General features: G+C 54.6%; 21 protein-coding genes and 1 tRNA gene. 20 read left to right on the top strand and 2 right to left on the bottom strand.

Going from position 1 to position 25,483, the window contains the following annotated elements:
• Positions 1 to 26 precede the first annotated feature (26 nt).
• Both galU and KI367_RS04745 read right to left on the bottom strand, forming a co-directional pair.
• Positions 27 to 905 carry a UTP--glucose-1-phosphate uridylyltransferase GalU gene (gene galU / locus KI367_RS04750; protein WP_212948004.1) on the bottom strand — a complete coding sequence of 293 codons (879 nt, stop codon included), beginning with the start codon at positions 903 to 905 and terminating at the stop codon, positions 27 to 29.
• Between the two features lie 272 nt (positions 906 to 1,177).
• Positions 1,178 to 1,251, bottom strand: a tRNA-Arg gene (locus KI367_RS04745).
• 428 nt (positions 1,252 to 1,679) lie between these two features.
• On the opposite strand from KI367_RS04745, the gene KI367_RS04740 reads away from it, so the two are divergent.
• The 20 genes from KI367_RS04740 (at position 1,680) to KI367_RS04645 (ending at position 25,258) form a co-directional block, all read left to right on the top strand.
• Positions 1,680 to 2,525 carry a hypothetical protein gene (locus tag KI367_RS04740; protein ID WP_246536639.1) on the top strand — a complete coding sequence of 282 codons (846 nt, stop codon included), beginning with the start codon at positions 1,680 to 1,682 and terminating at the stop codon, positions 2,523 to 2,525.
• Between the two features lie 141 nt (positions 2,526 to 2,666).
• Entirely contained in the window at positions 2,667 to 3,992 is a 1,326-nt protein-coding gene (tig, locus tag KI367_RS04735) for a trigger factor (protein ID WP_036712978.1), read from the top strand.
• Between the two features lie 387 nt (positions 3,993 to 4,379).
• Complete coding sequence (gene clpP, locus KI367_RS04730; protein WP_036712979.1) at positions 4,380 to 4,970, top strand: ATP-dependent Clp endopeptidase proteolytic subunit ClpP; 591 nt, start codon at positions 4,380 to 4,382, stop codon at positions 4,968 to 4,970.
• 12 nt (positions 4,971 to 4,982) lie between these two features.
• Positions 4,983 to 6,239 carry an ATP-dependent protease ATP-binding subunit ClpX gene (clpX, locus tag KI367_RS04725; RefSeq protein ID WP_160045113.1) on the top strand — a complete coding sequence of 419 codons (1,257 nt, stop codon included), beginning with the start codon at positions 4,983 to 4,985 and terminating at the stop codon, positions 6,237 to 6,239.
• 122 nt (positions 6,240 to 6,361) lie between these two features.
• A complete protein-coding gene (gene ispG / locus KI367_RS04720) occupies positions 6,362 to 7,459 on the top strand; it encodes a flavodoxin-dependent (E)-4-hydroxy-3-methylbut-2-enyl-diphosphate synthase (RefSeq protein WP_036712981.1) in 1,098 nt (365 codons plus the stop codon).
• Positions 7,460 to 7,672: 213 nt separating this feature from the next.
• Complete coding sequence (gene lonB / locus KI367_RS04715; protein WP_212948002.1) at positions 7,673 to 9,448, top strand: ATP-dependent protease LonB; 1,776 nt, start codon at positions 7,673 to 7,675, stop codon at positions 9,446 to 9,448.
• Positions 9,449 to 9,538: 90 nt separating this feature from the next.
• Positions 9,539 to 11,875: an endopeptidase La gene (gene lon / locus KI367_RS04710; RefSeq protein ID WP_212948000.1), complete on the top strand. Its 2,337-nt coding sequence runs from the start codon at positions 9,539 to 9,541 to the stop codon at positions 11,873 to 11,875.
• Positions 11,876 to 11,892: 17 nt separating this feature from the next.
• Positions 11,893 to 12,525: a ribosome biogenesis GTP-binding protein YihA/YsxC gene (gene yihA / locus KI367_RS04705; protein ID WP_036712987.1), complete on the top strand. Its 633-nt coding sequence runs from the start codon at positions 11,893 to 11,895 to the stop codon at positions 12,523 to 12,525.
• Positions 12,526 to 12,872: 347 nt separating this feature from the next.
• A complete protein-coding gene (locus tag KI367_RS04700) occupies positions 12,873 to 13,460 on the top strand; it encodes a non-ribosomal peptide synthetase module (RefSeq protein ID WP_212947998.1) in 588 nt (195 codons plus the stop codon).
• A gap of 333 nt (positions 13,461 to 13,793) precedes the next feature.
• Positions 13,794 to 14,192 (top strand): adenosylmethionine decarboxylase, encoded by a 399-nt coding sequence (speD, locus tag KI367_RS04695; protein ID WP_036712991.1) that lies wholly within the window; start codon positions 13,794 to 13,796, stop codon positions 14,190 to 14,192.
• A 136-nt stretch (positions 14,193 to 14,328) separates the two neighbouring features.
• Positions 14,329 to 14,853: an S-adenosylmethionine decarboxylase gene (locus KI367_RS04690; RefSeq protein WP_212947996.1), complete on the top strand. Its 525-nt coding sequence runs from the start codon at positions 14,329 to 14,331 to the stop codon at positions 14,851 to 14,853.
• Between the two features lie 263 nt (positions 14,854 to 15,116).
• Positions 15,117 to 16,511, top strand: a complete 1,395-nt coding sequence (gene hemA / locus KI367_RS04685) for a glutamyl-tRNA reductase (RefSeq protein ID WP_212947994.1) — start codon at positions 15,117 to 15,119, stop codon at positions 16,509 to 16,511.
• Positions 16,512 to 16,533: 22 nt separating this feature from the next.
• A complete protein-coding gene (ccsA, locus tag KI367_RS04680; protein ID WP_212947992.1) occupies positions 16,534 to 17,355 on the top strand; it encodes a cytochrome c biogenesis protein CcsA in 822 nt (273 codons plus the stop codon).
• Between the two features lie 7 nt (positions 17,356 to 17,362).
• Positions 17,363 to 18,010, top strand: a complete 648-nt coding sequence (locus KI367_RS04675) for a precorrin-2 dehydrogenase/sirohydrochlorin ferrochelatase family protein (RefSeq protein ID WP_246536637.1) — start codon at positions 17,363 to 17,365, stop codon at positions 18,008 to 18,010.
• Between the two features lie 2 nt (positions 18,011 to 18,012).
• Positions 18,013 to 18,969 carry a hydroxymethylbilane synthase gene (gene hemC, locus KI367_RS04670; RefSeq protein WP_212947983.1) on the top strand — a complete coding sequence of 319 codons (957 nt, stop codon included), beginning with the start codon at positions 18,013 to 18,015 and terminating at the stop codon, positions 18,967 to 18,969.
• A 12-nt stretch (positions 18,970 to 18,981) separates the two neighbouring features.
• The gene (gene cobA / locus KI367_RS04665; protein ID WP_212947981.1) at positions 18,982 to 20,535 is read left to right on the top strand and encodes a uroporphyrinogen-III C-methyltransferase; all 1,554 of its coding nucleotides are present in this window, start codon (positions 18,982 to 18,984) and stop codon (positions 20,533 to 20,535) included.
• Positions 20,536 to 20,570: 35 nt separating this feature from the next.
• A complete protein-coding gene (gene hemB, locus KI367_RS04660) occupies positions 20,571 to 21,572 on the top strand; it encodes a porphobilinogen synthase (RefSeq protein WP_036712994.1) in 1,002 nt (333 codons plus the stop codon).
• 26 nt (positions 21,573 to 21,598) lie between these two features.
• Complete coding sequence (gene hemL, locus KI367_RS04655) at positions 21,599 to 22,897, top strand: glutamate-1-semialdehyde 2,1-aminomutase (protein ID WP_036712997.1); 1,299 nt, start codon at positions 21,599 to 21,601, stop codon at positions 22,895 to 22,897.
• Complete coding sequence (locus tag KI367_RS04650) at positions 22,894 to 23,799, top strand: RluA family pseudouridine synthase (RefSeq protein WP_212947979.1); 906 nt, start codon at positions 22,894 to 22,896, stop codon at positions 23,797 to 23,799. Before hemL ends, KI367_RS04650 begins: the two co-directional genes overlap by 4 nt.
• A 136-nt stretch (positions 23,800 to 23,935) precedes the next feature.
• Complete coding sequence (locus tag KI367_RS04645; protein WP_246536635.1) at positions 23,936 to 25,258, top strand: LysM peptidoglycan-binding domain-containing protein; 1,323 nt, start codon at positions 23,936 to 23,938, stop codon at positions 25,256 to 25,258.
• Positions 25,259 to 25,483 lie beyond the last annotated feature (225 nt).

The raw sequence follows: 25,483 nt of genomic DNA, 5'->3' as shown, positions 1-25,483 counted from the left end.
TTTTAATCAGTGCTTTTCGCAGGTGTTTATTCCGGATGGTTGTCTTTCAAAAGCCGGGTGATTTCGTCCTGAAGGTCATGCTTCAGGTTTTCCCGTTGTCCCGTCATGTTCAATATCGCTTTTACATAACCAAGCGGATCCCCTACGTCATGCCAACGGCCGTCGATTTCGCAGGTGTATAAAGCCTCCTTGGCCAACAGCCGGTTCAAAGCGTCGGTGAGCTGGATTTCGCCTCCGACTCCCGGCGCTTGATTCTCCAAAACATGAAAGATGGATGGGGTTAAAATATACCGGCCGACAATGGCCAGCCGCGAGGGCGTAGTACCGACCGGAGGCTTTTCGACTAACCGGTTCACGTAAGCAAACGATTCGATCAACGGCTTGGCATCCGCGATTCCGTAGCTCGAAACCTTGTCTGCCGCCACGGTCTGCACCCCCAAAATCGAGGTTTGAAACCTTTCAAATCCTTTGATGAGCTGTTTTAAGGCCGGGGGCTCCGCCTCGAAGAAGGTATCTCCGAGCATAACGGCAAAAGGCTCATCTCCGACAAATTTTCTGCCGACGCTGATGGCATGCCCAAGTCCTTTGCGTTCCGATTGGCGGATATAGTGAATGTCTGCTTTCCCCATGAATTCCCTTACCTTGCGAAGGTCCTCGAATTTTCCTTTTTGCTCCAAATAATATTCGAGCTCATGGGCAAAGTCGAAATGATCTTCAATGACCTTCTTTCCTTTTCCGGTGACGACCAAAATTTCCTCAATTCCGGAAGCGGCGGCTTCTTCGATGATAAATTGGATGGTGGGTTTATCGATGATCGGAAGCATTTCCTTGGGAATTGCTTTTGTGGCCGGAAGAAACCGCGTTCCAAAACCTGCTGCCGGAATGATCGCTTTGCGTATCTTCAAGCGGTCCTCCTCCTTTGACGCAGTGATATTTGATCCATTATATTCTCAAAGGCACTTAGAATAATGGACACTTGTCTAGTTGCGCAAATAATATTGAATGGCGCGTCCTTTTCAATGAAAAAAGCCACTCCAATGAGTGGCACCCGTCCCAGGTCGGGATGCAGCCCACCGGGCTGACTGCGAAGCGGAAGCTTACGAAGATTACGCTCCGACGAACCCGGGTTCGAATCCCCCGGAAACTAAAAAAAGCCACTCCAATGAGTGGCTTTGTACGTCCCAGGAGGGATTCGAACCCCCGACCGACGGCTTAGAAGGCCGTTGCTCTATCCTGCTGAGCTACTGGGACATAAAAAATTTCAAGCAAGAAATATCATAACATATGGACGAGAGTTTTACAATATGAAATTGATATAAATTAGCAAAAAAATTTAGGGTTAAAATCATTATAGAAGAGATTTTTCCATAACAGGGCATGATCATTATGTTCTATAATATGTTCAGTCCATCCAAAAAGAACGGCACCTTAAGCCCGGCATCGATTTGGAACGCAATTCTTTTATATTCCGGCATCCTGTTACCCGGCATGATGAAAAATCGCATCGATTTCCGGCCGTTTTTTTCATGTGCGGCAGGGTTATGCTATAATCAACAATTAATTGAGGCTAAACGGACAGAAAGGAGGAATCCCCTATCAACGAATCCGAATTCCCCGTAAAAGACAACATCATCCTCTTTCCAAAGACGCTCGACTTCTATCAGATTCAGCTGACGGTCATGCTGGAAAACGAACGGTACGGGGAAGCCATGGATCTTTTGCGTTTTCTGCTCCAGTGTCAGGGGCAGGATCAGCGGCATTACGACGAATGGCGCGCGCTGCTGGAATGGCTCGAAGCCGCCTTTCCCCATTCGGGGCAAGGAAAAAAAGGACCCGGAGATGCGGAAGAGGCCGCAGAAGAACCGAGCGAGGACGACATGAAACGGCAGAACGTCCGGGCCAAGCTTGCGGAAGACCGCTTTTATGCCGATAAGCTGCTGCATACGGCCCAGCAGGAACCGTTCAGCGAGCAAAATCTGCTTGCCCTTGAGCAGCTTTCCTATCTCGAAGGCGCAGATATCGACCAAGCGCTCGTGGATTGGCTGCAGAGCCGGCCCTTGCATCCGCTGTTGCAATTCCGCGTCCTGCAGACGCTGCGCAAACGCGGGACGCAGGGAAGCATCGAACTGCTCCGCGGGCAGGAGCGGGCCGACATCGATCTCGAAGCCGTGCCGCTGAGTCCCGAAGAGTTTCCGCCACAAATCGGGCTTATTACGGAACGGGTAGCCGAACAAACGGAAGTACAGGAGCCCACGCTCTATTATTTTGCGCAGGAGATGTGGACGCAGTTTATTATGGCCATATACGGAACGGACGACTACTATTCCATCGTCGACGAACATGATGACGAAACGATCGACATCTGGGCGGCCGCGCTGCACCAGATCGTATCCGAAACGCTGACGGGCAGCCGCAGCGACGAGGACATCAGGCATTTGTACGGCGTGACCGACACGATGCACTTTCGTTTTGAACAGGCATATCGCACGATGAGACAGTTTGCGGCCGCAGGAACCGATACATAGAAAAAACAGGAAGCCCTGCCTGAAGACTTTGCCTTAGGGATGCCCTTGAAAAAGGGTACAATCTTGTTTATACTATAGTGGTTATTCTGTGCGTGTTAAACCAATGACCATGTGAAATATTTTTGGAGGGGAAAGCATAAAATGAAAGCAACCTGGGAAAAAATAGAGAAGAACCTTGGCGTTCTTGAAGTCGAAGTCGAAGCGGAACGCGTATCCGAGGCTCTTGACAAAGCCTTTAATAAAGTAGTCAAAAAAGCGAGCGTGCCTGGATTCCGCAAAGGCAAAGTGCCGCGCCCGATTTTCGAAGCGCGCTACGGCGTGGAAGCTTTGTACCAAGACGCCATCGACATCCTTCTTCCGGAAGTTTACACGGAAGCCGTTAACGAAACGGACATCTTCCCTGTAGACCGCCCTGAAGTCGAAATCGACCAATTCGCCAAAGGACAAGCCTTCAAGTTCAAAGCCAAAGTAACGGTTAAACCTGAAGTTACGCTTGGCGCATACAAAGGCGTAGAAGTGCCTGTGGAAAAAGTCGAAGTAACCGACGAAGAAGTGAACGAAGAATTGAAACGCCTGCAAGAGCGTCATGCGGAACTCGTCGTGATCGACGAAGGCGCGGCTCAAAACGGCGACATCGCCGTTATCGACTTTGACGGTTACGTGGACGGCAATCCGTTCGAAGGCGGCAAAGCAGAACGTTATTCCCTCGAGCTTGGAAGCGGCACGTTCATTCCTGGATTCGAAGAGCAGGTTGTCGGCATGGCAACGGGCGACTTCAAGGACGTTGAAGTCACGTTCCCTGAAACCTACCATGCGGAAGAACTGGCCGGCAAACAAGCCGTGTTCAAAGTGAAAGTTCACGAAATCAAACGCAAACAGCTGCCTGAGCTGGACGACGAATTTGCCAAAGACGTCAGTGAATTCGAAACGCTGAACGAATACAAAGAAGATCTGAAAAAAGAACTTCTTTCCCGCAAGGAACAAGAAGCTAAAGGCAAAAAAGAAGCTGCAGTCGTAGACAAAGTTTCCGAAAACGCCGAAGTGGACATTCCGCAAGCGATGATCGACAGCGAAATTCAAAACATGATGCGCGATTTTGACAACCGTCTCCGCAGCCAAGGCATGAACCTTGAAATGTTCCTGAGCTTCTCCGGCCAAACAACGGCCGATCTGCAAGAGCAAATGAAGGACGACGCCGAAAAACGCGTTCGCAACAACCTCGTTCTCGAGCAAATCGCCAAAGAAGAGAACATCGAAGTGACCGAAGAAGACATCAATAAAGAACTCGAAACGATGGCTGAAGCCTACAAACGTTCCGCCGACGAAATCCGCAACATTTTGACGGCAAACGGAACGCTGGGCAGCCTGCGTGAAGAAATTTCGCTTCGCAAAACGGTGGACCTCCTCGTTGAAAACAGCAAGGAAGTCGAAGCAAGCGAAGCGCCTGCTGAAGAAAAAGCAGAATAATTTCCGCAAAGAGCATAACCTATCTGAAGGCATGACATCTTGTCGATACGCTTTCGGATGGATCCATAGAGATAAGGCACGTATATTCCATTGCGTGCCTTATTTTTAACTAGGATTATCCATTTTATTCATAAACGATGTATAAAATGGATATTATTCACTCTTCGGCCGGAATTATGAGGAGATGCATGGAGGCGGATCATGCAACATCCTGATACATACAAGCGTCAAAACCTTTGGAAGGGCTATTTTTCCTGAACGGGTTCATACACTGTACTGCGGGTTATAAAGTGAAAAATGACATCAAGCTTTGAACATGTTAGAATAATGCTGTAAGCCTGAATGGATGCACGCATTACATCTTTAAACGGAAAAGAGGTTGGACACATGAGTCTGATACCTATGGTTGTAGAGCAAACCAGTCGGGGCGAGAGATCTTACGATATTTACTCCAGATTGCTGAAGGACCGCATCATTTTCCTCAGCAATGCGATCGACGATGATGTAGCCAATCTCGTCATAGCACAGCTATTGTTCCTTGCTGCCGAAGATCCTGAGAAGGATATCCATTTGTATATCAATTCTCCCGGTGGTTCGGTTACTGCAGGGATGGGTATATACGATACGATGCAATACATTAAACCTGACGTATCCACCATCTGCGTAGGCATGGCGGCGAGCATGGGCTCCCTTCTGCTGACAGCGGGTGCGCCGGGCAAACGTTATGCTTTGGCCAACAGCGAAGTGATGATTCACCAGCCGCTGGGCGGAGTTCAAGGGCAGGCAGCCGACATCCAGATTCACGCGAGCTGGATCATTAAAACGAGACAAAAGCTCAATCAAATATACGTGGAACGCACAGGTCAGCCCCTTGAAAAAATTGAACGCGACACGGATCGTGACTTTTTCATGAGCGCGGAGGAAGCGAAAGCGTACGGTATCGTCGACGAGGTTCTCACTTCACCGATTAAATCTTAAAGGGGTGTTTACATGTTTAAATTTAACGATGAAAAAGGGCAGCTGAAATGCTCTTTTTGCGGGAAATCCCAGGAACAAGTCCGCAAACTTGTTGCGGGACCCGGTGTTTATATATGCGACGAATGCATCGAGCTGTGCACGGAGATCGTGGAAGAGGAGCTCGGTCATGACGAAGAGCTGGATTTGAAGGACATTCCGAAACCGAAGGAAATTTGCGATATCCTCGACCAATACGTCATCGGCCAGGAACAAGCGAAAAAGTCGCTGTCCGTTGCCGTTTATAACCACTACAAACGGATCAATACCGGCAGCAAAATCGAGGACGTCGAGCTGCAAAAGAGCAACATTCTCCTGCTTGGTCCTACCGGTTCCGGTAAAACGCTGCTTGCGCAGACGATGGCCAAAATTTTGAACGTGCCGTTTGCGATCGCGGACGCGACGTCTCTGACGGAAGCCGGTTATGTCGGCGAAGACGTGGAGAACATTTTGCTGAAGCTGATCCAAGCTGCGGATTACGACGTGGAAAAAGCCGAACGTGGCATTATTTATATTGATGAAATCGATAAAGTCGCCCGCAAATCCGAGAATCCTTCGATTACGCGCGACGTTTCCGGAGAAGGCGTGCAGCAGGCCCTCCTCAAAATTCTTGAAGGCACGGTCGCTTCCGTTCCGCCGCAAGGAGGACGCAAGCATCCGCATCAGGAATTCATCCAAATCGATACGACGAACATTTTGTTCATCTGCGGCGGTGCCTTTGACGGCCTGGAGCAAATGATCAAACGCCGGATCGGCAAAAAAGTCATCGGCTTCAATGCGATGGGCGAAAACCAGAAGGACCTGAAACCCGGGGAATACCTCGGCCTGGTGCTTCCGGAAGACCTGCTGAAATTCGGCCTCATTCCGGAATTCGTCGGACGTCTTCCCGTCATCTCCACGCTGGAGCCGCTGGATGAAAAGACGCTCGTGCGCATCCTTTCCGAGCCGAAAAACGCGCTGACGAAGCAGTACCAAAAGCTGCTTGAAATGGATAACGTCAAGCTGACCTTTGAGCCGGAAGCCCTCGAAGCCATCGCCAGGGAAGCGATCAAGCGCAATACCGGCGCCCGCGGCCTCCGAGCGATCATCGAAGGCATCATGCTGGACGTCATGTACGAGGTTCCTTCCCGCGACGATATCAAAGACTGCGTCATTACGGAGCAGGTCGTGAAGGAAAAAATCGTGCCTGAACTGCTCAGCAAGAAAGAGAATAAACAAGAGGAAAGCGCCTAAGCCCGCAGGGCTGCAACGCACCGTTTTCCGAAATTCATTGCCGGTTCTCCACTTCCGCCCCTTAGGCTGCCAACGCCAAAGGGGCAGGGGTGGAGTCTTGGCGTTATGGGAGAGAACAAACCATGTTTTTGAGACAAGATACAAGACCCGTAAAAGTCGGTAATTTGACGATCGGCGGCAGCAATGAAGTCGTCATTCAAAGCATGTGCACCACCAAAACCGCAAACGTCGAAGCGACGGTTGCCGAAATTCTCCGCCTGGAGGAAGCCGGCTGCCAGCTCGTGCGCGTGACGGTCAACAATAACGAAGCTGCCGAAGCGATCAAGGAAATCAAAAAACGGATTCATATCCCGCTTGTCGCGGATATTCATTTTAACTACCAGCTCGCGCTTAAAGCGATCGAAAACGGCATCGACAAAGTCCGGATCAATCCGGGCAACATCGGCAGCCGCGACAAAGTCGAAGCGGTGGTGAAGGCGTGCAAGGAGCGCGGCATCCCGATCCGCATCGGCGTCAACGCCGGCTCGCTCGAAAGCCATCTGCTGGAGAAATACGGCTACCCGACGCCGGAAGCGATGGTGGAAAGCGCCTTGTACCATATTCAAATTTTGGAGGAGCTCGATTTCCACGACATCATCGTTTCGCTGAAGGCATCCGACGTGCCGATGGCGATCGAGGCTTACCGCCGGGCGGCGGAAGTCATTCCGTATCCGCTGCATCTGGGCATCACCGAATCGGGAACGTTGTTCTCCGGTACGATCAAAAGCTCGGCCGGCCTCGGCGCGCTCCTGGCGATGGGGATCGGCAGCACGATCCGCATTTCGCTTAGCGCAGACCCCGTCGAGGAAATAAAAGTCGCCCGGGAGCTGCTTAAAGCGTTCGGTCTCATCTCCAATGCGGCGACGCTCGTTTCCTGCCCGACCTGCGGCAGACTCGACATCGATCTGTTTTCGATCGCCAACGAAGTCGAGGCTTACATTTCGAAGCTGAAAGTGCCGATCAAAGTTTCGGTGCTCGGCTGCGCGGTAAACGGTCCGGGGGAAGCGCGCGAGGCGGACATCGGCATCGCCGGCGGGCGCGGGGAAGGACTCCTATTCCGCTACGGGGAAATGATCCGCAAAGTTCCGGAAGCGGAAATGGTGGACGAATTGAAGAAAGAGATCGACGAAATCGTAAGAGTATACGAGGAAACCGGAAAAATTCCGGGACGCAAGCATTAAAGATAAACCCAGGAAGCCGCATGGCCTTTTTCGAAAAGGCATGCGGCTTTTTTTTGCGGACATTTTGCGAGAATATAAAAATATCCCCATAAATCCGCCCGATTTGCGTTTACGCAGGTGTGAAACGGCTATACTACCATGTATCAGGCCAACCCGTAGGAACAAAAAAGATGGGGAATCTGGCCATGGAAGAGAAACGGGAGGGTTTTGGACATGAATTTAAGCATGATCATGATGTTGGTTCAATTTTTCTTTGCCGTCATCATCGGCATCTATTTTTGGAATTTGCTGCGCGGACAAAAGACCAACCGCACCGCCGTCGACCGGGAATCCCGCAAAGAAATGGATAAGCTGCGGAAGCTGCGTTCCATCTCGCTGACGAAACCGCTGGCCGAAAAAACGAGACCGCAGTCGCTTCAGGACATCGTCGGGCAAAAGGACGGTTTGCGCGCACTAAAAGCCGCCCTGTGCAGCGGCAATCCGCAGCATGTCATTATATATGGACCGCCGGGGGTCGGCAAAACCGCCGCCGCGCGCGTCGTGATGGAAGAAGCGAAACGCAATCCGGCATCGCCTTTTAAAGCCGACGCCAAATTCACGGAAATCGATGCGACGACGGCCCGCTTTGACGAGCGGGGCATTGCCGATCCTTTGATCGGTTCCGTGCATGATCCGATATACCAAGGGGCCGGCTCGATGGGGGTGGCGGGCATTCCGCAGCCGAAACCTGGAGCCGTCACGAAAGCCCATGGCGGGATTTTGTTCGTCGACGAAATCGGGGAATTGCATCCGATCCAAATGAATAAGTTGTTAAAAGTCCTCGAGGACCGTAAAGTGCTGCTCGAGAGCGCATACTACAATTCGGAGGACAGCAATACGCCTGCGTATGTCCACGACATTTTCCAAAACGGGCTTCCTGCCGATTTCCGTCTCGTGGGCGCAACGACGCGCTCTCCGCATGAACTCCCGCCGGCGCTTCGCTCGCGCTGCATGGAAATTTATTTCCGTCCGCTGCTGCCGGACGAAATCGGACGGATCGCGGAGGACGCCATTCAGAAAATCGGGCTCAAGCCTTGCCCGGAGGCGGTCGAAGTCGTGAAGCAGTACGCTACGAACGGCCGCGAAGCCGTCAATATCATACAGCTTGCCGCCGGCCTTGCCCTGACCGAAAAAAGGGATTCGCTGGCCGCTTCCGATGTCGAGTGGGTAGCCAGCAGCAGCCAGCTTCAGCCGCGTCCGGACCGCAAAGTGCCCGACCGGCCGCAGGTCGGCCTCGTTAACGGCCTTGCCGTATACGGCCCGAACATGGGGGCGCTGCTTGAAATCGAAGTGACCGCCGTGCCGGTTACTCCGGGAAAAGGCACGTACAATATTACCGGCGTCGTCGAGGAAGAGGAGATCGGGAGCAATTCCCGCACGCTGCGCCGGAAGAGCATGGCCAAAGGTTCGGTCGAAAACGTGCTGACCGTGCTTCGTTCGATGGGGCTGAGACCAAGCGACTACGACTTGCACATCAACTTCCCGGGCGGCACGCCGATCGACGGGCCGTCCGCGGGGATCGCCATGGCTACGGCCATCATGTCGGCGATCAAAGGCGTGCCGGTCGACAACCGGGTCGCCATGACCGGAGAAATCAGCATCCACGGCCGGGTCAAACCGATCGGCGGCGTCATCGCCAAAGTCGAAGCGGCGTTCCAGGCCGGGGCGACGACCGTCATCATACCGAAAGAAAACTGGCAGACGCTGTTTGAAGATCTGGAAGACTATCGCGTCATCCCGGTCGAAAACGTACAAGAAGTGTTCCTCCACGTATTCGGCACGGAACTGAAGCCGGCGGCTGCCGAAGCAACCGCGCAGGCGCAGGAAGAGCCGGCCGAAGCCTTGGAAAAAAGCGCATCCCCCGAAATTTTCCCGCAAGCCCCCGCCGCGTCGTTTTTGCAGGCCAAGCCGGGCCGTCAGGGACAAATCAGCGATGCGGGCAGCTGTTAAACATGCCGAATGATTGGTGTTTTCTGTGAACATTTGCTAAAATAAAACCGGATGTGTATAACCTGAGAACGGCTGGAGGTGCAAAAGCAAATGGGGCTTAGTAAAGCGAAAGGCCGCCGTTTTCCGTTATTGCCTTTGCGTGGCCTTCTGGTCTACCCGAGCATGGTACTGCATCTCGATGTAGGCCGGGAGAAATCGGTCAAGGCTCTGGAAAAAGCGATGGTGGACGATAACTTGATTCTCCTTTGTTCTCAGTCCGAGGTGAACATAGAAGAACCAACGCATGACGATATTTTTCGCATCGGCACGGTTGCCAATGTGAGACAAATGCTCAAGCTCCCGAACGGCACGATCCGTGTCCTTGTGGAAGGCATGGAGCGCGCCGAAATTATACAGTATACCGACAACGAGGAATATTACGAGGTCCTTGCGCGGGAGCTGCATGAGGAAGAAAGCGGCAATCCGGAAGTGGATGCTTTGATGCGCACCGTCCTGAGCCAATTCGAGCATTATATCAATTTATCGAAAAAGGTGACGCCCGAGACGCTTGCCGCCGTAAGCGATATCGAGGAGCCGGGACGTCTCGCCGACGTGATTACCAGCCATCTGTCGCTGAAGATCAAGGACAAACAGGAAATTCTGGAGACGATCGACGTCGGGAAACGGCTTGAAAAGCTGCTGGATATCCTGAACAACGAGCGGGAAGTGCTGGAGCTCGAACGCAAGATCAATCAGCGGGTCAAAAAGCAGATGGAAAAGACCCAAAAGGAATATTATTTGCGCGAGCAGATGAAGGCGATCCAGAAGGAGCTCGGCGAAAAGGAAGGGCGCGCCGGAGAAGTCGAGGAGCTGCGCGAGCAGATGGCGAAGCAGGAGCTTCCCGAGCGGGTGAAAGAGAAGGTCGAGAAGGAAATCGACCGGCTGGAGAAAATGCCCGCTAGCTCGGCCGAAGGCGGCGTCATCCGCAACTACGTCGATTGGCTGCTGGCGCTCCCTTGGAGCACCAAAACCGAAGACGATCTCGATATCCATAAAGCGGAGCAGGTGCTGAACGAAGACCATTACAGCCTGGATAAGCCAAAGGAGCGGGTGCTCGAATATTTGGCCGTGCAGCAGCTGGTGAAAAAAATGAAAGGGCCGATCCTTTGCTTGGTGGGTCCTCCGGGCGTCGGCAAAACGTCGCTTGCCCGTTCCATCGCCAGATCGCTGAATCGGAAGTTCGTCCGCATCTCGCTGGGCGGCGTCCGCGACGAAGCGGAGATCCGCGGCCATCGCCGGACTTATGTCGGCGCCATGCCGGGGCGGATCATCCAAGGAATGAAAACGGCAGGCGCGTTGAATCCGGTCTTTTTGCTGGATGAAATCGACAAGATGGCGTCCGATTTCCGGGGAGACCCTTCGGCCGCGCTGCTGGAGGTGCTGGATCCGGAACAAAACAACACGTTCAGCGACCATTTCATCGAAATTCCTTTCGACCTGTCGCAGGTGATGTTCATTACGACCGCCAACGCGATTCACAACATTCCGCGGCCGCTGCTCGACCGGATGGAAGTGCTGAACATTCCGGGGTATACCGAGCTTGAAAAATTGCAGATCGCCAAACGGTACCTGCTGCCGAAGCAAAAGAAGGAGCACGGCTTGCAGGATGAGCAGCTGCAAATCGGCGAAGATGCGCTGCTGAAAGTCGTCAGGGAGTATACCCGCGAATCGGGCGTCCGCAACTTGGAGCAGCAAGTGGCAGCCCTTTGCCGGAAAGCGGCCAAAAAAATCGTGTCGGGCGAATCGGATGCGATAACGATCGGGGCGGACGATGTCAAGGAATACCTTGGCGCACCGAAGTTCCGCCACGGCGTAGCCGACCTGGAAGACCAGATCGGCGCCGTCACCGGACTTGCTTGGACCGAGGTGGGCGGCGATACGCTGGTGATCGAGGTCACGGTGGTGCCGGGTTCCGGCAAGCTGACGCTTACGGGCAAACTCGGCGACGTGATGAAGGAATCGGCCCAGGCTGCATTCAGCTACACGCGCAGCAAGGCGGCGGAGCTCGGGATCGACCCCGACTTCCATGAGAAAAACGACATTCACATTCACATTCCTGAAGGAGCCATCCCGAAAGACGGCCCGTCAGCCGGCATTACGATCGCGACCGCCCTCATTTCGGCTCTTACCAAAAAACATGTTTCCAAGCATGTGGCCATGACCGGAGAAATCACGCTGCGCGGCCGGGTGCTTCCGATCGGCGGGCTGAAGGAGAAATCGCTTGCCGCGCACCGCGCCGGCTACAAAAAAATACTGCTCCCGAAAGACAACGAACGGGATCTTCGCGATATTCCGGAAAGCGTCCGCGACGAAGTGGAGTTCGTTCCCGTGTCCCATATGGACCAAGTGCTGAAACATGCGCTCGTGGAGCAGACGGAAGTGCATTAGAGAGGAACTAATATACGATGAAAGTAACCCAAGCTGAATTTGTGATCAGTGCCGTCGGCCCTGACCAATATCCAGTGGACGCCTTGCCGGAGATTGCTCTGGCAGGGCGTTCCAATGTAGGCAAGTCTTCATTGATCAACCGCATGATCAACCGCAAAAATTTGGCCAGAACAAGCTCGACCCCGGGCAAAACCCAGCATTTAAACTATTACCGCATCAACGAGGAACTGTATTTCGTCGATTTCCCGGGTTACGGGTACGCCAAGGTCTCGAAAACCCAGCGGCAGGTATGGGGGAAAATGATCGAAAAGTATTTGCTTGAGCGGGAGACGCTGAAGCTGGCGCTGCTTGTGGTGGATCTCCGCCATCCGCCGACCAAGGACGACGAGCTGATGTACGACTGGCTTAAGCATTATGACATTCCGGTCTGCGTCGTCGCCACAAAGGCCGACAAAATCCCGAAAACGCGCTGGCAAAAACATGTGAAACAAATGAAAGACGCGTTGTTGCTGCGCAAAACGGATGCCTTTATCATGTTTTCATCGGAAACGGGAGTCGGACGGGACGAGTTGTGGGCGCATATTGCATCCGCGGCCGGCCTGGGGCAAGAAAAAGCCGAGGCGCCGAAAACGGAGGAAACTTCCGAATAACGGAAAATGCGAAAGCGGGTTAAACCAGATATTTTAGGCGCATGGCGTAGGGATTGGGACCTTATCCGGCAGGAAAGTGAGCATCCCGTAAAAAGTCTGCCCAAAAATCCGGTTTAATCCGTTTTTTAATGAAATATGAAGAAAATTCATGGTTCCGCCTGCAAGCAATCGTTTTGCGATGTGCTGTATAATAATACTAAGGAATGGATTCGACGGAAAAAATTCCGGGATTCGAAACCATGACGGAAGCCGTTTTTGACGGAAATTTTTGTTCGGATTATGGAATCCTCCGTTCATTTCGATTTGAAGGATTCTATGGTCGTTGACAAAGAATTGAGGAGATTTTTATGGCTCAGCGGTTAGCCACGGAGTATGTCAAAGCCACTCTGCAAATGACGGAGCTTCAATTGAACCAGTTTATGCGTTCGGCTGAATGTTGCCACATGCACGCCATCGTGAAAGTGCTCGGCAGCGGAGGACAAGAAATCGTGCTGGTGGACGAAAGCGGCGAGGAGGTTCATTTCCCTCTCGAAAGTAAGAATGGCCTGTACTTCTGCGTGCTGTCATGCCGCTTGGTGAATCCCCGTTTGACGAACCTGGTGCGCAAGCTGTTCACCTCATGCAAAGGGAGCGGCATCGTCAACCGGATTTATAGAGGATTCACAATGATGTATTATTATGAACAGGGTTCCGTCCGCAAGATCGAGGAAGTGACCGCTTCCCATCGCAAGCTGGTGTATGAATACAAACATACCGCAGGCGAACTGCAGCGGGTGTATCAGCTGAACGATGTCGAGCAGGAAATTACGCGGCTGTATCAGGACATCGATTACTGGCTGGATCAACGGAACAAGGCGGAGACAGGCGAGGAGATCGCCCGCATCGACGAAAAGCTGCGGCTCGGAGCCGCAAAATGGTTTGCATTAGAAGCTTGATCCCATACACAGAAACCGGGAACCCTTTCGCATAAGAAGGGGTTCTTTTTTTGGTTTTGATTCTGGTTTGCGCCGGGCGGGAGAGTGAAAGGATTGTCCGGTATTACCCTTGAAAAATAAGGAAAAAATAAAACGTTCTGGAGCGAAAAAAAGTATTGCAATTCGCCCGGAGAGATGTTATTTTTAATCTCGTTGAAAAGAATATATTAGGAACCAGGATTCACTCAGGACATTGAATGTTGCGAGAGATTATTCCCTCGGGAAGTGAATGACGTAGGTCCTAGCGGATGAAATTTTCAAACATTTTATTCCTAGGAAGGGGGAAACCGGAAGATGGAATATTCAACTTTCGGAAGACACGTTGCTGTTGATACTTGGGGAGTCGACTTCGACATGCTGAACGACGCAGAGTTTTTGCAAGCCCAGCTGGTTGAAGCTGCGGAAACATGCGGCGCGACCGTGATGTCGGTACAATCCAAGCAGTTTGAGCCTCAAGGAGCGACAGTGCTTGTTTTGCTGTCAGAAAGCCACCTCTCGATTCATACGTACCCCGAGAGAGGATTTGCAGCGATCGATTGCTACACCTGTGGCGAAACCGTCGATCCGCAATTGGCAATCGATTACCTGGTATCCGTATTGAAGCCCGAAAAAACGTATGCGAAAAAGCTTGTGCGCGGTCTGGGCGAATTGAAGGTGGAAACGCCGGAATTCAAACAAGCCGAGCTGGTGTAACAGGCCGCTGCGCTACCGAACGATAATGATCATAACCATGGAGCCGTCCTCCATGGTTATTTGTTTTGCGCGTCCCCAATATACTTTAAAGTATGGAACAAGCTTCATATGATGCTTTAAGGGGGCTTTGCGACCAATGAGAAGACGGAATGCAAGGGATTTGTTGTTTATGGGCCTGACGGCGCTGCTGCTCCTGGTTCTTGTGATTCAGGGTTACCGGATGATGCGGCCGCAAACGGAACATGCGGATGCGGAGCGAATGCTGTACGAGGTGGCGCTGTTTCAGATGCAGGTCCTGAACACTTCGCTTTTGGACGCCGCGGACAGCGGCGGTACGAACGACCTGAACGCGCTGAAGCTGGCGGCTTATTCGGCTGCCTTTACCCATGACAGGCTTGTCAACGCGGTCGGCAAGGACCGTCTTTACGCGTTCCCGGCCATTGGCGGCCTTGTGGACGCCATCACGTCCTGGCAGATCGGAGGCAACCGGCCGCTGCGGGAAGAGGAGAAGGAGCTGCTTAAGGAATACAGCGGGATTTTTTCGGGAGCGGTCCAGTCCTATCAGCAGCTGCTGAGCGACGGCGGGCAAGTCATTTCCTCGAAAAACGACGATCTGAAGAAAGCGGGCAAACAGCTCGCCGACCTGATCGACGGGAAATAAAGGGCTTGTCGTATAATCCCGTGCAGTTTTTGGCAAGATAGTAAAATGCTTTAGGGTTACGCCGTGCATTTTCATAAACATTTCATAAAATGATGCAGGGGCACTAGACAACTGTGCTATACTTAATATAGCAACTCGACAAAAACAGCAACATTGGATTGCTGATGATTTAAACGGTTTGCGCGGGTTTCGAAGGGATTTTATGGCCTGACCTGCGCAAAATTTGGTGTTTGAAACGAAAGCTTAGGCAGGTGAACATGTTAATGCATATCGTCGTTGTCGGATTGAACTATCGTACAGCGCCTGTAGAAGTGAGGGAACGTTTCACGTTCGAACCGAACGAACTGCCGGAAGCGCTCAGCCAGCTTATGCAGACGAAAAGCGTCATGGAAGGCGTCATCGTTGCTACGTGCAACCGTACCGAAATATATGTCGTGGTGGACCGCCTGCACATGTGCGGACATTTTATCCGCAGTTTCATGGAGCAGTGGTTCGACATTCCGCGCGAGGAATTTACCCGGCATTTATATATATATGAAGATGAACAGGCCATCTCGCATCTGTTCCGCGTGACCTGCGGACTGGACTCGATGGTGATTGGCGAAACGCAAATTTTGGGCCAGGTCCGTTCGGCGTTTTTGCTCAGCCAGCAGGAGAAAGCGACGGGCACATGGTTTAACATGCTCTTCAAGCAGGCGGTCACGCTGGGCAAAAGAGCGCATTCCGAAACCTCCATCGGGGAAAGCGCCGTTTCCGTCAGCTATGCGGCCGTAGAGCTGGGCAAACGGATTTTTGGCATGTTCGACGACAAAAAAGTCATGATCCTCGGGGCCGGGAAAATGAGCGAACTTACGGTGAAACATCTGTACGCGAACGGAGCGGAAGAGGTCATCGTCGCCAATCGCACGCTTGCCCGGGCGGAGGAACTCGCCAGCAAGTTCAAGGGAACGCCGTGCACGATGGAGCAGGCTTTGGGGCGGCTGCAGGAGGTCGATATCCTGATCAGCTCTACGGGAGCCAAGGATTACGTCCTGGATCGCGCGCAGGTCAGCGAAAGCATGAAAAAACGCCAGTCCCGACCGTTGTTCATTATCGATATCGCGGTTCCGCGGGACATTGATCCGGCGATTGCCGATCTTGACAATGTCTTCCTGTATGATATCGACGACCTGGAAGGGATCGTGGAAAGCAACCTGGAAATGCGGAAGGCCGAAGCGGCCAAAATCGAAGTGATGATCCGCCATGAGATGGACGAATTCCAGCAATGGCTGAAAACGCTGGGCGTAAGACCGGTGATTCGGGCCTTGCAGGAAAAATCTTCGGCGATTCACGAAGAAACGCTCCAAAGCTTGTTCAACAAGCTGCCGGAGCTGGATGAGCGCCAGCGCAAGGTGATCCACCGTCTGACCAAAAGCATCGTCAACCAGATGATGCACGACCCGATCAACCGGATCAAGGAAATGACGGCAGGGAAAAACGGAAACGAGGCGCTGGAGTATTTCACGCAAATTTTCGCGCTCGAAAACGAGCTTGACGATGCCGGACAAACGAAGGAAGGCCTTCAGAACAAGCCCGGAACAACAAACGATTACAGCAGAGAAAAGCATGAACACAAACCGTTTGCCATTAAAGGAACGCTGACGCCAGCTGGCCTATAACCGGGTGTCAGGGGGAGTGGACATGCTCACTGGATTTTATGATGCAGCAATTTATATTTATGCCCTGAGCCTTCTGTTTTTTATCTCGGATTGCATTCGACGCAATCGGGCCGCGAAGCGGATGGGTACAGGGCTTCTTGCCGTTGTCGGCGTTTTGCAGGCGGGAGCGTTGTTTGTTCGTGCTTTCGAGGAACATGCGCTTCCGATTTTTACGCCGTTCGATTTTTTGCTTCTGCTTGCGTTCAGCCTTGTGGTCGCCGCTTTGATCATGAACTTGCTGCAGCGGGCGGAATTTGCCGTTTTGCTGCTGGGGATCATCGGTTTTGGCGTGCAGGTGCTGAACCGGCTGTGGTTTTCGCCCGGGAACAACCCGCTTAAGCATTGGGAAACCGTGCACGGGCTGCTGATCCTTCACATCACGCTCGCCAATCTCAGCTTCGTTGTATACACCATCGCGGCCGTGTTTGCGCTGATGTATCTTTTCCTTCACCGAAAATTGAAAGGAAAGAAATGGACGGACGCGGTCCGGCGTCTCCCCAGCCTCGAAATGCTCGACAAATACGCCTACTTGCTTGCGTTTGTCGGCACGCCCGTGCTGACGGTTTCGTTTATCGTGGCGGTGCTGTCGGTCGTTTCGGAGGGAAGGATCAATTTGCTGTTGGATTTGAAGGTGCTTGCGACGCTGGCGGGACTTTCGTTCTATTATTTTTACCTGTTCAAAAAACGTTCGCAGCAGCATACGGGCACGCTGATGGCCAAATGGCTTTTGGCGGGGTACGTATTTATCATCATCATTTTCGTGTTGAATTCATGGTCTGATTTCCATCGCTGGGGCGGGGAGTGAAGCTGACGTGAAAACGTACATGCCGGTCATGCTCGATTGCTGGGGCCGGGTCTGCGTGGTGGTTGGCGGCGGGCGCGTCGCCGAAAGAAAGGTGGGCGAACTGCTCGCCTGCTCGGCGCAGGTGAAGGTCGTCAGCCCGGAGGTGACGCCGGTTTTGCGGCGGCATCATGAGCAAGGGGAGCTGGAATGGATTCCCCGGGGATACGAGGCGGGAGATCTGGCGGGGGCGTTTATGGCCCATGCCGCCGCCGACGATCCCGAAGTGAACCGCCGCGTGGCGGAGGAAGCGAGGGCCAGGGGGATTTTGGCCAACGTCACCGACCGTCCGGAAGCGGGGAACTTCATCCATCCGAGCGTGCTTCGGCGGGGGCGGCTTGTCATCGCCGTCTCGGCTTCGGGAGCCGGGCCGTATGCCGCAAGCGCGATCCGGAAAAGGCTTGAGCAGGAATTCGGAACAGAATACGAAACATATCTCGATTGCTTATATGAAATACGAAAAACGGTCAAGGAACAGGTTTGCGATCCGGCAGCACGGCAAAAGCTGTTAAAAAAGGCTGGCGGACCTGAGATGCTTGAATCCCTGCGGCAGGATGGTTTCGGCCTGTGGAGCGCGGAGAGGATCAGGCAGTGGATCCACGACAACCAGGAGGAATAGGAATGCGGACAATCGTAGTAGGCAGCAGACAAAGTGCGCTGGCACTGACACAAACGGGACAGGTGATCGACGACCTGAAACGGCTATGCAAGGAGCATGGCTTCGAATTTGATTTCGAGGTAAAAAAAATCGTAACGAAAGGCGACCGCATTTTGGACGTCACGCTGTCCAAAGTCGGGGGCAAAGGACTGTTCGTCAAGGAAATCGAGCAGGCGATGCTGGACGGCGAAATCGACATGGCGGTCCACAGCATGAAGGACATGCCTTCCGTCTTGCCGGAAGGGCTGGTCAACGGCGCCGTACCGCGCCGCGTGGATCCGCGCGACTGCCTCATTACGCTGGACGGCAAAAACATCGACGAGCTGCCGCAGGGCGCAAAGGTCGGAACAAGCAGCCTCCGCCGCTCGAGCCAGCTTAAGGCATACCGTCCGGACTTGACGCTTGAGCCGGTGCGGGGCAATATCGATTCCCGGCTGAAGAAGCTGGAGACGGAAGGGTTCCAGGCGATCTTGCTGGCGGCGGCCGGTTTGCACCGGATGGGTTGGGAGGACCGCATTACTGCCTATATCCCGGTTGAAACCTGCTTGCCTGCGGTCGGGCAGGGTGCGCTCGGCATCGAATGCCGCGGGGATGACGAAGAGCTGCTGAAGCTGCTGGCCCTGTACAACGACAAGGAATCCGAGCTGACGGTCGCGGCGGAACGCAAATTTTTGGGCGTCCTGAACGGCGGCTGCCAGGTTCCGATCGGAGCGTATGCCGTATTGGCCAAGGCGCCGGAAGGTGATTCCCCTGCCGGACCAAACGTTATACAATTGACGGGTATGGTCGGATCCCCGGAAGGAGACGTCATCCTGAAGGAAACGATGTCCGACACCGATCCGCTGCAGCTTGGGGAAGACGTAGCGCGGAAGCTGATTGAGCGGGGAGCAGAGAAAATTCTCGAACAAGCCAGGGAATAAGGGGATGAGGAGATGGCGGGAAAAGTATATCTGGTTGGTGCAGGCCCCGGCCACGCCAAGCTGATTACGGTAAAAGGGCTGGAGTGCCTGCAAAAAGCGGATGTGGTTGTCTATGACCGTCTCGCCGCCCCGCAGCTGCTGGGGGCCGTAAAGCCGGGAACGAGGAAAATATACGTCGGCAAGCTGCCGGACCGGCATACGATGAAACAGGAAGAAATCAACCAGCTGCTGGTGGATTTGGCGAAAGAAGGCCAGACGGTCGTCCGGCTCAAAGGCGGCGATCCGACGATTTTCGGACGCGTCGGGGAAGAAGCCGGACTGCTGAAAAAAAACGGAATACCTTACGAAATCGTGCCCGGCGTCACCGCTGCCATCAGCGTTCCCGCTTATGCCGGCATCCCCGTCACCCACAGGGAAATGGCTTCGTCGCTGTCGATCATTACCGGCCATGAAAGCCCGGACAAGCTGGACCGCATGATCGATTGGGAGCGGGTCACCCATGCGACGGGGACGCTCGTATTTATGATGGGCGTGTCCAAAATCGGCTATATCGCGGATCAGCTCATGCGGCACGGGCGGCCGGGCAGCACGCCGGTAGCCTTGGTGCGATGGGGGACGCGAGCCGAGCAGGAGACGCTGACCGGGACGCTTGCGGATATCGAGCAGCGGGTGCGCGAAGCCGGCTTCCAGCCGCCGGCCGTGATCGTCGTCGGCGATGTCGTCCTGCAGCGGGAGCAGCTGAAATGGGCGGAGTTTCTTCCGCTTTTCGGCAAACGGATCCTCGTCACCCGCGCCAGATCCCAGGCCTCCAGGCTGTCGGAACGCATCGACGAACTCGGCGGCGAATCGTACGAGTTTCCGGTCATCGAAACGGCGTATCCGGACGATCCGAAACGGCTGGATGAGATTCGGGACGCCCTCTCCCGGCTCGGAAGTTACGACTGGGTATTTTTTACGAGCGTGAACGGCGTCGAATATTTCTACCGCCATCTGCAGGAGCAAGGCCGGGATATCCGGGAACTGCACCGGGCGCAAATCGCCGCGGTCGGGCCGGCGACGGCCGATGCGCTGAAGCAGCGCGGGCTCGTTCCGGTAGAACTTCCCGGGCGCTTTCAGGCCGAAGGTTTGATCGAAACCCTCGGCAGCCGTTTGCAGCCGGGGGAGCGGGTGCTGCTGCCGCGCGGGGACTTGGCGCGGGCCTGGCTGCCCGGGAAGCTGGCCGAAATGGGGCTTGAGGTTACCGCCATAGATACTTACCAGACCGTCATGAGCCAAGATGAGGACGGGGAGCTCCTGAAGCTGCTTGAGGAAGGGGCCATTCACGTGGTGACCTTTACCAGCTCCTCGACCGTAACGAATCTGATCGCCAAGCTGAAGCAGATGGGCGTACAGGATCCGGTTCGGCTGCTGAACAAGGCGGAGGCTGCCTGCATTGGGGAAATCACGGCCAAGACGGCCGCCGAAGCAGGGCTGCGCGTCAGCGTCGTAGCCGAACAGGCGACGATCGACGGTCTGCTCGAATCGCTTTGCTCATACCTGAACGCTTCGCATGAGCAAGCGCAATAAACTTCAAGAATAAACGACACAGGAGGTCATGAATCATGAGTTTTCCGATAGTAAGACACCGCCGTCTGCGCCAATCCGCAGGCATGCGCAACCTGGTACGCGAAACCGTGCTGAACGTCAACGATTTGATCATGCCGATCTTCGTCACATACGGCCAAGGAGTGAAAAACGAAATTTCCTCCATGCCGGGGATTTACCATTTTTCGCTGGACATGCTGAAGGCCGAAGTGGATGAAATCGTGTCTCTCGGCATTCCGGCCGTGCTTTTATTCGGCATTCCGGAGACGAAGGACAGCGTGGGCACGTCGGCGTTCGTGGAAGACGGCATCGTGCAGGAAGCGACCCGTCTGATCAAATCGTGGTATCCCGATCTGCTTGTCGTAGCGGATACCTGCCTATGCGAATTTACCGACCACGGCCATTGCGGCATGGTTCATACGTTCGAAGTGGACGGGAAAGTCCACGGCGACGTGATGAATGACGAATCGCTCGAACTGCTTACGAAAACCGCCGTATCCCAGGCGAAAGCGGGCGCGGACATCATCGCCCCGTCGAACATGATGGACGGATTCGTGCAGGCGATCCGCGCCGGACTGGACGAAGCCGGATTCGAGCATGTGCCGATCATGTCTTATTCGGTCAAATACGCTTCCGCCTTCTACGGACCGTTCCGGGAAGCGGCGGATTCAGCCCCGCAGTTCGGGGACCGCAAAACGTACCAGATGGACCCGGCCAACGCCCGCGAAGCGCTGCGCGAAGCCGAAACGGACGTGCTGGAGGGCGCGGACATGCTGATGGTCAAACCGGCGCTTGCTTACATGGACGTCATTCGGACGCTGAAGGACCAGTTTGATCTGCCTCTGGTCGCTTACAACGTGAGCGGAGAATATTCCATGGTGAAAGCCGCCGCGCTTCAAGGCTGGATCAGCGAAAAGGCGATCGTCGAGGAAATGCTGACCGGCATGAAACGCGCCGGCGCCGACATCATTATTACGTATTTCGCCAAAGACGTTGCCCGCTGGATGCAGGAGCGCTAATTACTTAAGAAACGGGAGTGACTTTCATGAGTATGACTGGTAGACGGAAAGAAGAGGCTTCCCGCACTGCGTTTGAAGAAGCCAAACAGTATCTTCCCGGCGGGGTGAACAGCCCCGTGCGGGCATTCAAATCGGTGGGCCTGACGCCGATTTACGTGGACCATGCCCAAGGCTCGCGGATTTACGATATCGACGGCAACAGCTTTATCGATTATGTCGGCTCTTGGGGTCCTCTCATTATGGGGCATGCCCATCCCGAAGTCATTTCGGCCATCCAGGAAACGGCGGCGAAAGGCACCAGCTTCGGCGCTCCGACGCTGATCGAAACGGAAATGGCCAAGCTGGTATGCGAGCGCGTTCCGTCGATCGACGTCGTGCGGATGGTCAACTCCGGCACCGAAGCGACGATGAGCGCGATCCGGCTTGCCCGCGGATATACGGGGCGCGGCAAAATCGTGAAGTTCGAAGGCTCCTATCACGGCCACGCCGACAGCTTGCTGATCAAAGCGGGTTCGGGCGTAGCGACGCTCGGCCTGCCCGACAGCCCCGGCGTGCCGGAAAGCGTGGCAACGAACACCATTACCGTCCCTTATAACGATCTGGAGTCGGTAAAGGTGGCTTTTGAACGTTTCGGCGAGGAAATCGCCTGCGTCATCGTCGAGCCGATTGCCGGCAACATGGGGGTCGTGCCTCCGCTTCCGGGCTTCCTGCAAGGACTCCGCGACATTACGACCCGTTACGGCAGCCTGCTGATCTTCGACGAAGTCATGACGGGCTTCCGCGTGCACATCAACTGCGCGCAAGGGTTGTTCGGCATTACGCCTGACCTGACCTGCCTCGGCAAAGTCATCGGCGGCGGACTGCCTGTCGGCGCTTACGGCGGCAAACGCGAAATCATGGAGCAGGTCGCTCCGTCCGGGCCGATCTACCAAGCGGGAACGCTCAGCGGCAATCCGTTGGCGATGGTGGCCGGTTACACCACGCTGAAGCTGTTGACGCCTGCGGTTTACGACCAGCTCGAGGAACGCGCGGCGCGGCTTGCGGCCGGGTTCGAGGCAAACGCCAAGGAGCTGGGTGTTCCGGTCACGTTGAACCGGGTCGGCTCGATGGTATGCCCGTTCTTCACGGAAGGACCCGTCGTGAACTACGATACGGCCAAAGCAAGCGACATCCAGCGTTTCACGAAATATTTCGGCAATCTCGTGGAGGAAGGCATCAGCGTGGCTCCTTCCCAGTTCGAGGGCATGTTCGTGTCGGCGGCCCACAGCGTCGAGGATATCGATGCAACCATCGCCGCCAACTACAATGCCCTGAAAAACCTGTGACAGCGTGGAGGCGCCGCGGCGAGTGGCTGGAGCTGACCCCGGGGAAAGTCCTGACCGGGGCGGCGGACCGGAATGAAGCGACCGCCCGTTGGCTGCTCGAAACGCTGGGGATGCCGGAAAAGCTGTTCCGGCAGCTGCAAGCGAACCGTGGAATCGAATGGAGGGGGGACCGGCTGCGGCTGGCCCTCTTTCCCGTTAGTACGGCTGGCATCGAACCCGTATGGCAGGATTTGGGAGTGCTCTACGAGGACGACTTTTGCCTGGTCGTCCATAAGCCGGCGGGCATGAATATTCACCCGGACGGTCGAAAGGGCGAATCGGAGCCGACGCTCGATCATGCCGTCGCCGCCCATTACGAGATGCAGGGCGCAGAGATTGCCGTCCGTCATATTCACAGGCTGGACCAATACACGTCAGGTCCGGTGCTGTATGCCAAAAACGATTGGGCCCAGCTTAAATTGGACGAAGATATGCGCCATAAGCGCATCGCCCGCAGCTACGCGGCATTCGTGCACGGGGCGGTGCCCGCCGATTTGCATGTGATCGATTTGCCGATCGGCAAGGACCGCCATCACAAGCAGCGCAGACGCGTATCGCCAACGGGCCAACACGCCGTGACCCGCGTGCGCTTGGGCAGGGTGTACCGGAACGCTTCGCTGGTCCATTTGGAGCTGGAGACGGGCCGCACGCACCAAATCCGGGTGCATCTGAGCCATCTGGGACACCCCCTGCTCGGCGATGCGCTGTATGGGGGCAGCACCGCGCTCATCGGACGGCAGGCGCTTCACGGGGACCGGCTTGCCTTTACGCATCCGTTTACGGGCGAGCGCATCGAAGTCGCCGATCCTTGGCCAAGCGATATCCGGCAGCTCGAGCAAAAGCTGTTGAGCCCCACAATATAAAATGTCGGCGCAAACCGCCGGACGCGCGCAAAAATGGAATGCCCTCCTGTTTGGAGCATATAGATAAAATGAGTAACGATTTTTGGGGCTCATGCCGTGAGCAGGCTCGCGGTTAGAAATATGCCGAAAGGAGGACATGATTCTAGTGTTTGACCAGTCCTACGGTTTGCGTTTTGATATTTATGAACGGATTCATTTGACGGAAGAATTGCCGGGCATTGCCGAGCTGGAAGAAGTGGAGCTCCTGCCCAATATCCAGGTCATCAGCCAGGATGAGCAGGTCGCGCTGCGCGGCCACCTGCTGCTTACCGGCTTGTACCGGGGGGACGGGGAGGAAGACGGGACGCAGCGGCTTGAGCATTTCATTCCCGTGGAGATTACGGTCCCTGCGAACCGCGTCACTTCGCTGGACGAAATATCGGTCGAAATCGAAAACTTCGACGTGGATCTTTTGTCCAAACGAAGCATGAACATTACCGGCGTCCTTTCGCTTCGCGGGATCGAGACCGCGGCGAGCGAACCGGAATCTTCATGGAATGCCGATGAATTTACCGTTGTACATGCGTCCGAGGATCCCGCGGAGGATCCGGTGCTTGCCGCTTTTTTGGAGGAAGGGGAGCTTGATGCCGATGAAGCGAAGACCAGGGAACCGCACGATGAAGCAGCCGCGGACGAACAGGATGCGGAGGCATTTGCGACGGAAGGATTCGCTGCCGCTCCGAAGGCTGCGGGAAGCCCCGGCGATGCCGAAGCGGAGGCGGCTGAAAACGAACCGGCAGCCGTTAAGCGTCCTTCCGAAGAGGTGGCGCAGACGGAAGAAGAACCTGCGCTTGCCGCGTTACATACGGACAAGGAATCCGGGGAGCGCGGCGGAAAGGGCAAAAACCAGCCGAACGTTTGGCATTTCGAGCATGAAGACGAGTCGGAACTGCTGCATCCCGAAAAAACGGCGATCCAAGCGGATGAGGATACGGAAAAGGATCTCTACCTGACTTCCGTGGGTCAGGATCAGCCGTTTGAGCCTGCCTTCCCGTTCAGCGCTTTCCATAGCGAGTCGGTTGCGCAGGAAGAAGCGCCGGATGAGCGGGAAATGCGGGTCGCGCTCGGCAGCAAGAAGGAAGCGGAGTCCGGCGAAAAAGAAGCGATCGGATTTTCCTCGTTGCTATCCTCCAGCCGCTCCCAGAATCAGCAGGAGCAGCAGGCCGCCCCGGAAGAGCCGAAAGCGGAGGAGGCGGAACGCGAGTCGTCCGTGAGCGATGATATTCAGTGGCAGAATCTCTTTCTCGGCAGCAGCACCGAGAAAAACCAGTTCCGCAAGGTGCGCCTTTGCATCGTGCAGCGGGAAGAAACGCTGGAGACGATCGCCAGCCGCTACCAGCTCACCGCGCGCGAAATTTTGCTGTATAACCGTCTGTCCGAACAGACCGTCGAGGAAGGACAGATTCTCTACATCCCATAAATTCGCGTTGACGACGCCCGGTGCCCGAATAAGCGCCGGGCGGTTCTTTTTGTGCCTTCGCCGAAGGACCTTGTTTAAGAAAGATACATATGTTAATAACTCAACTTTCGCACCTTGAAAATTAGTGTTAAGCCTTGATATGACTAGGATTTCTTATTGAAAAATCTCGTTCTTGACAGAAAAACACCTTTCCGTTTGGTAAAATGGAAGTGGATAGTCTTCCCA

Origin of the sequence: Paenibacillus cookii (assembly GCF_018333375.1) — a bacterium.
GTDB classification, from domain to species: Bacteria; Bacillota; Bacilli; order Paenibacillales; family Paenibacillaceae; genus Paenibacillus_AQ; species Paenibacillus_AQ cookii.
The sequence above is the reverse complement of the archived record's forward strand: the minus strand, read 5'-3'. Positions and strand labels throughout refer to the sequence as shown.

What these genes read in the sequence shown, in the direction of transcription:
- KI367_RS04740 (WP_246536639.1), top strand. Translation starts at nt 1,680, where the DNA reads ATGCTGGAAAACGAACGGTACGGGGAAGCCATGGATCTTTTGCGTTTT.
- tig (WP_036712978.1), top strand. Translation starts at nt 2,667, where the DNA reads ATGAAAGCAACCTGGGAAAAAATAGAGAAGAACCTTGGCGTTCTTGAA.
- clpP (WP_036712979.1), top strand. Translation starts at nt 4,380, where the DNA reads ATGAGTCTGATACCTATGGTTGTAGAGCAAACCAGTCGGGGCGAGAGA.
- clpX (WP_160045113.1), top strand. Translation starts at nt 4,983, where the DNA reads ATGTTTAAATTTAACGATGAAAAAGGGCAGCTGAAATGCTCTTTTTGC.
- ispG (WP_036712981.1), top strand. Translation starts at nt 6,362, where the DNA reads ATGTTTTTGAGACAAGATACAAGACCCGTAAAAGTCGGTAATTTGACG.
- lonB (WP_212948002.1), top strand. Translation starts at nt 7,673, where the DNA reads ATGAATTTAAGCATGATCATGATGTTGGTTCAATTTTTCTTTGCCGTC.
- lon (WP_212948000.1), top strand. Translation starts at nt 9,539, where the DNA reads ATGGGGCTTAGTAAAGCGAAAGGCCGCCGTTTTCCGTTATTGCCTTTG.
- yihA (WP_036712987.1), top strand. Translation starts at nt 11,893, where the DNA reads ATGAAAGTAACCCAAGCTGAATTTGTGATCAGTGCCGTCGGCCCTGAC.
- KI367_RS04700 (WP_212947998.1), top strand. Translation starts at nt 12,873, where the DNA reads ATGGCTCAGCGGTTAGCCACGGAGTATGTCAAAGCCACTCTGCAAATG.
- speD (WP_036712991.1), top strand. Translation starts at nt 13,794, where the DNA reads ATGGAATATTCAACTTTCGGAAGACACGTTGCTGTTGATACTTGGGGA.
- KI367_RS04690 (WP_212947996.1), top strand. Translation starts at nt 14,329, where the DNA reads ATGAGAAGACGGAATGCAAGGGATTTGTTGTTTATGGGCCTGACGGCG.
- hemA (WP_212947994.1), top strand. Translation starts at nt 15,117, where the DNA reads ATGCATATCGTCGTTGTCGGATTGAACTATCGTACAGCGCCTGTAGAA.
- ccsA (WP_212947992.1), top strand. Translation starts at nt 16,534, where the DNA reads ATGCTCACTGGATTTTATGATGCAGCAATTTATATTTATGCCCTGAGC.
- hemC (WP_212947983.1), top strand. Translation starts at nt 18,013, where the DNA reads ATGCGGACAATCGTAGTAGGCAGCAGACAAAGTGCGCTGGCACTGACA.
- cobA (WP_212947981.1), top strand. Translation starts at nt 18,982, where the DNA reads ATGGCGGGAAAAGTATATCTGGTTGGTGCAGGCCCCGGCCACGCCAAG.
- hemB (WP_036712994.1), top strand. Translation starts at nt 20,571, where the DNA reads ATGAGTTTTCCGATAGTAAGACACCGCCGTCTGCGCCAATCCGCAGGC.
- hemL (WP_036712997.1), top strand. Translation starts at nt 21,599, where the DNA reads ATGAGTATGACTGGTAGACGGAAAGAAGAGGCTTCCCGCACTGCGTTT.
- KI367_RS04645 (WP_246536635.1), top strand. Translation starts at nt 23,936, where the DNA reads ATGATTCTAGTGTTTGACCAGTCCTACGGTTTGCGTTTTGATATTTAT.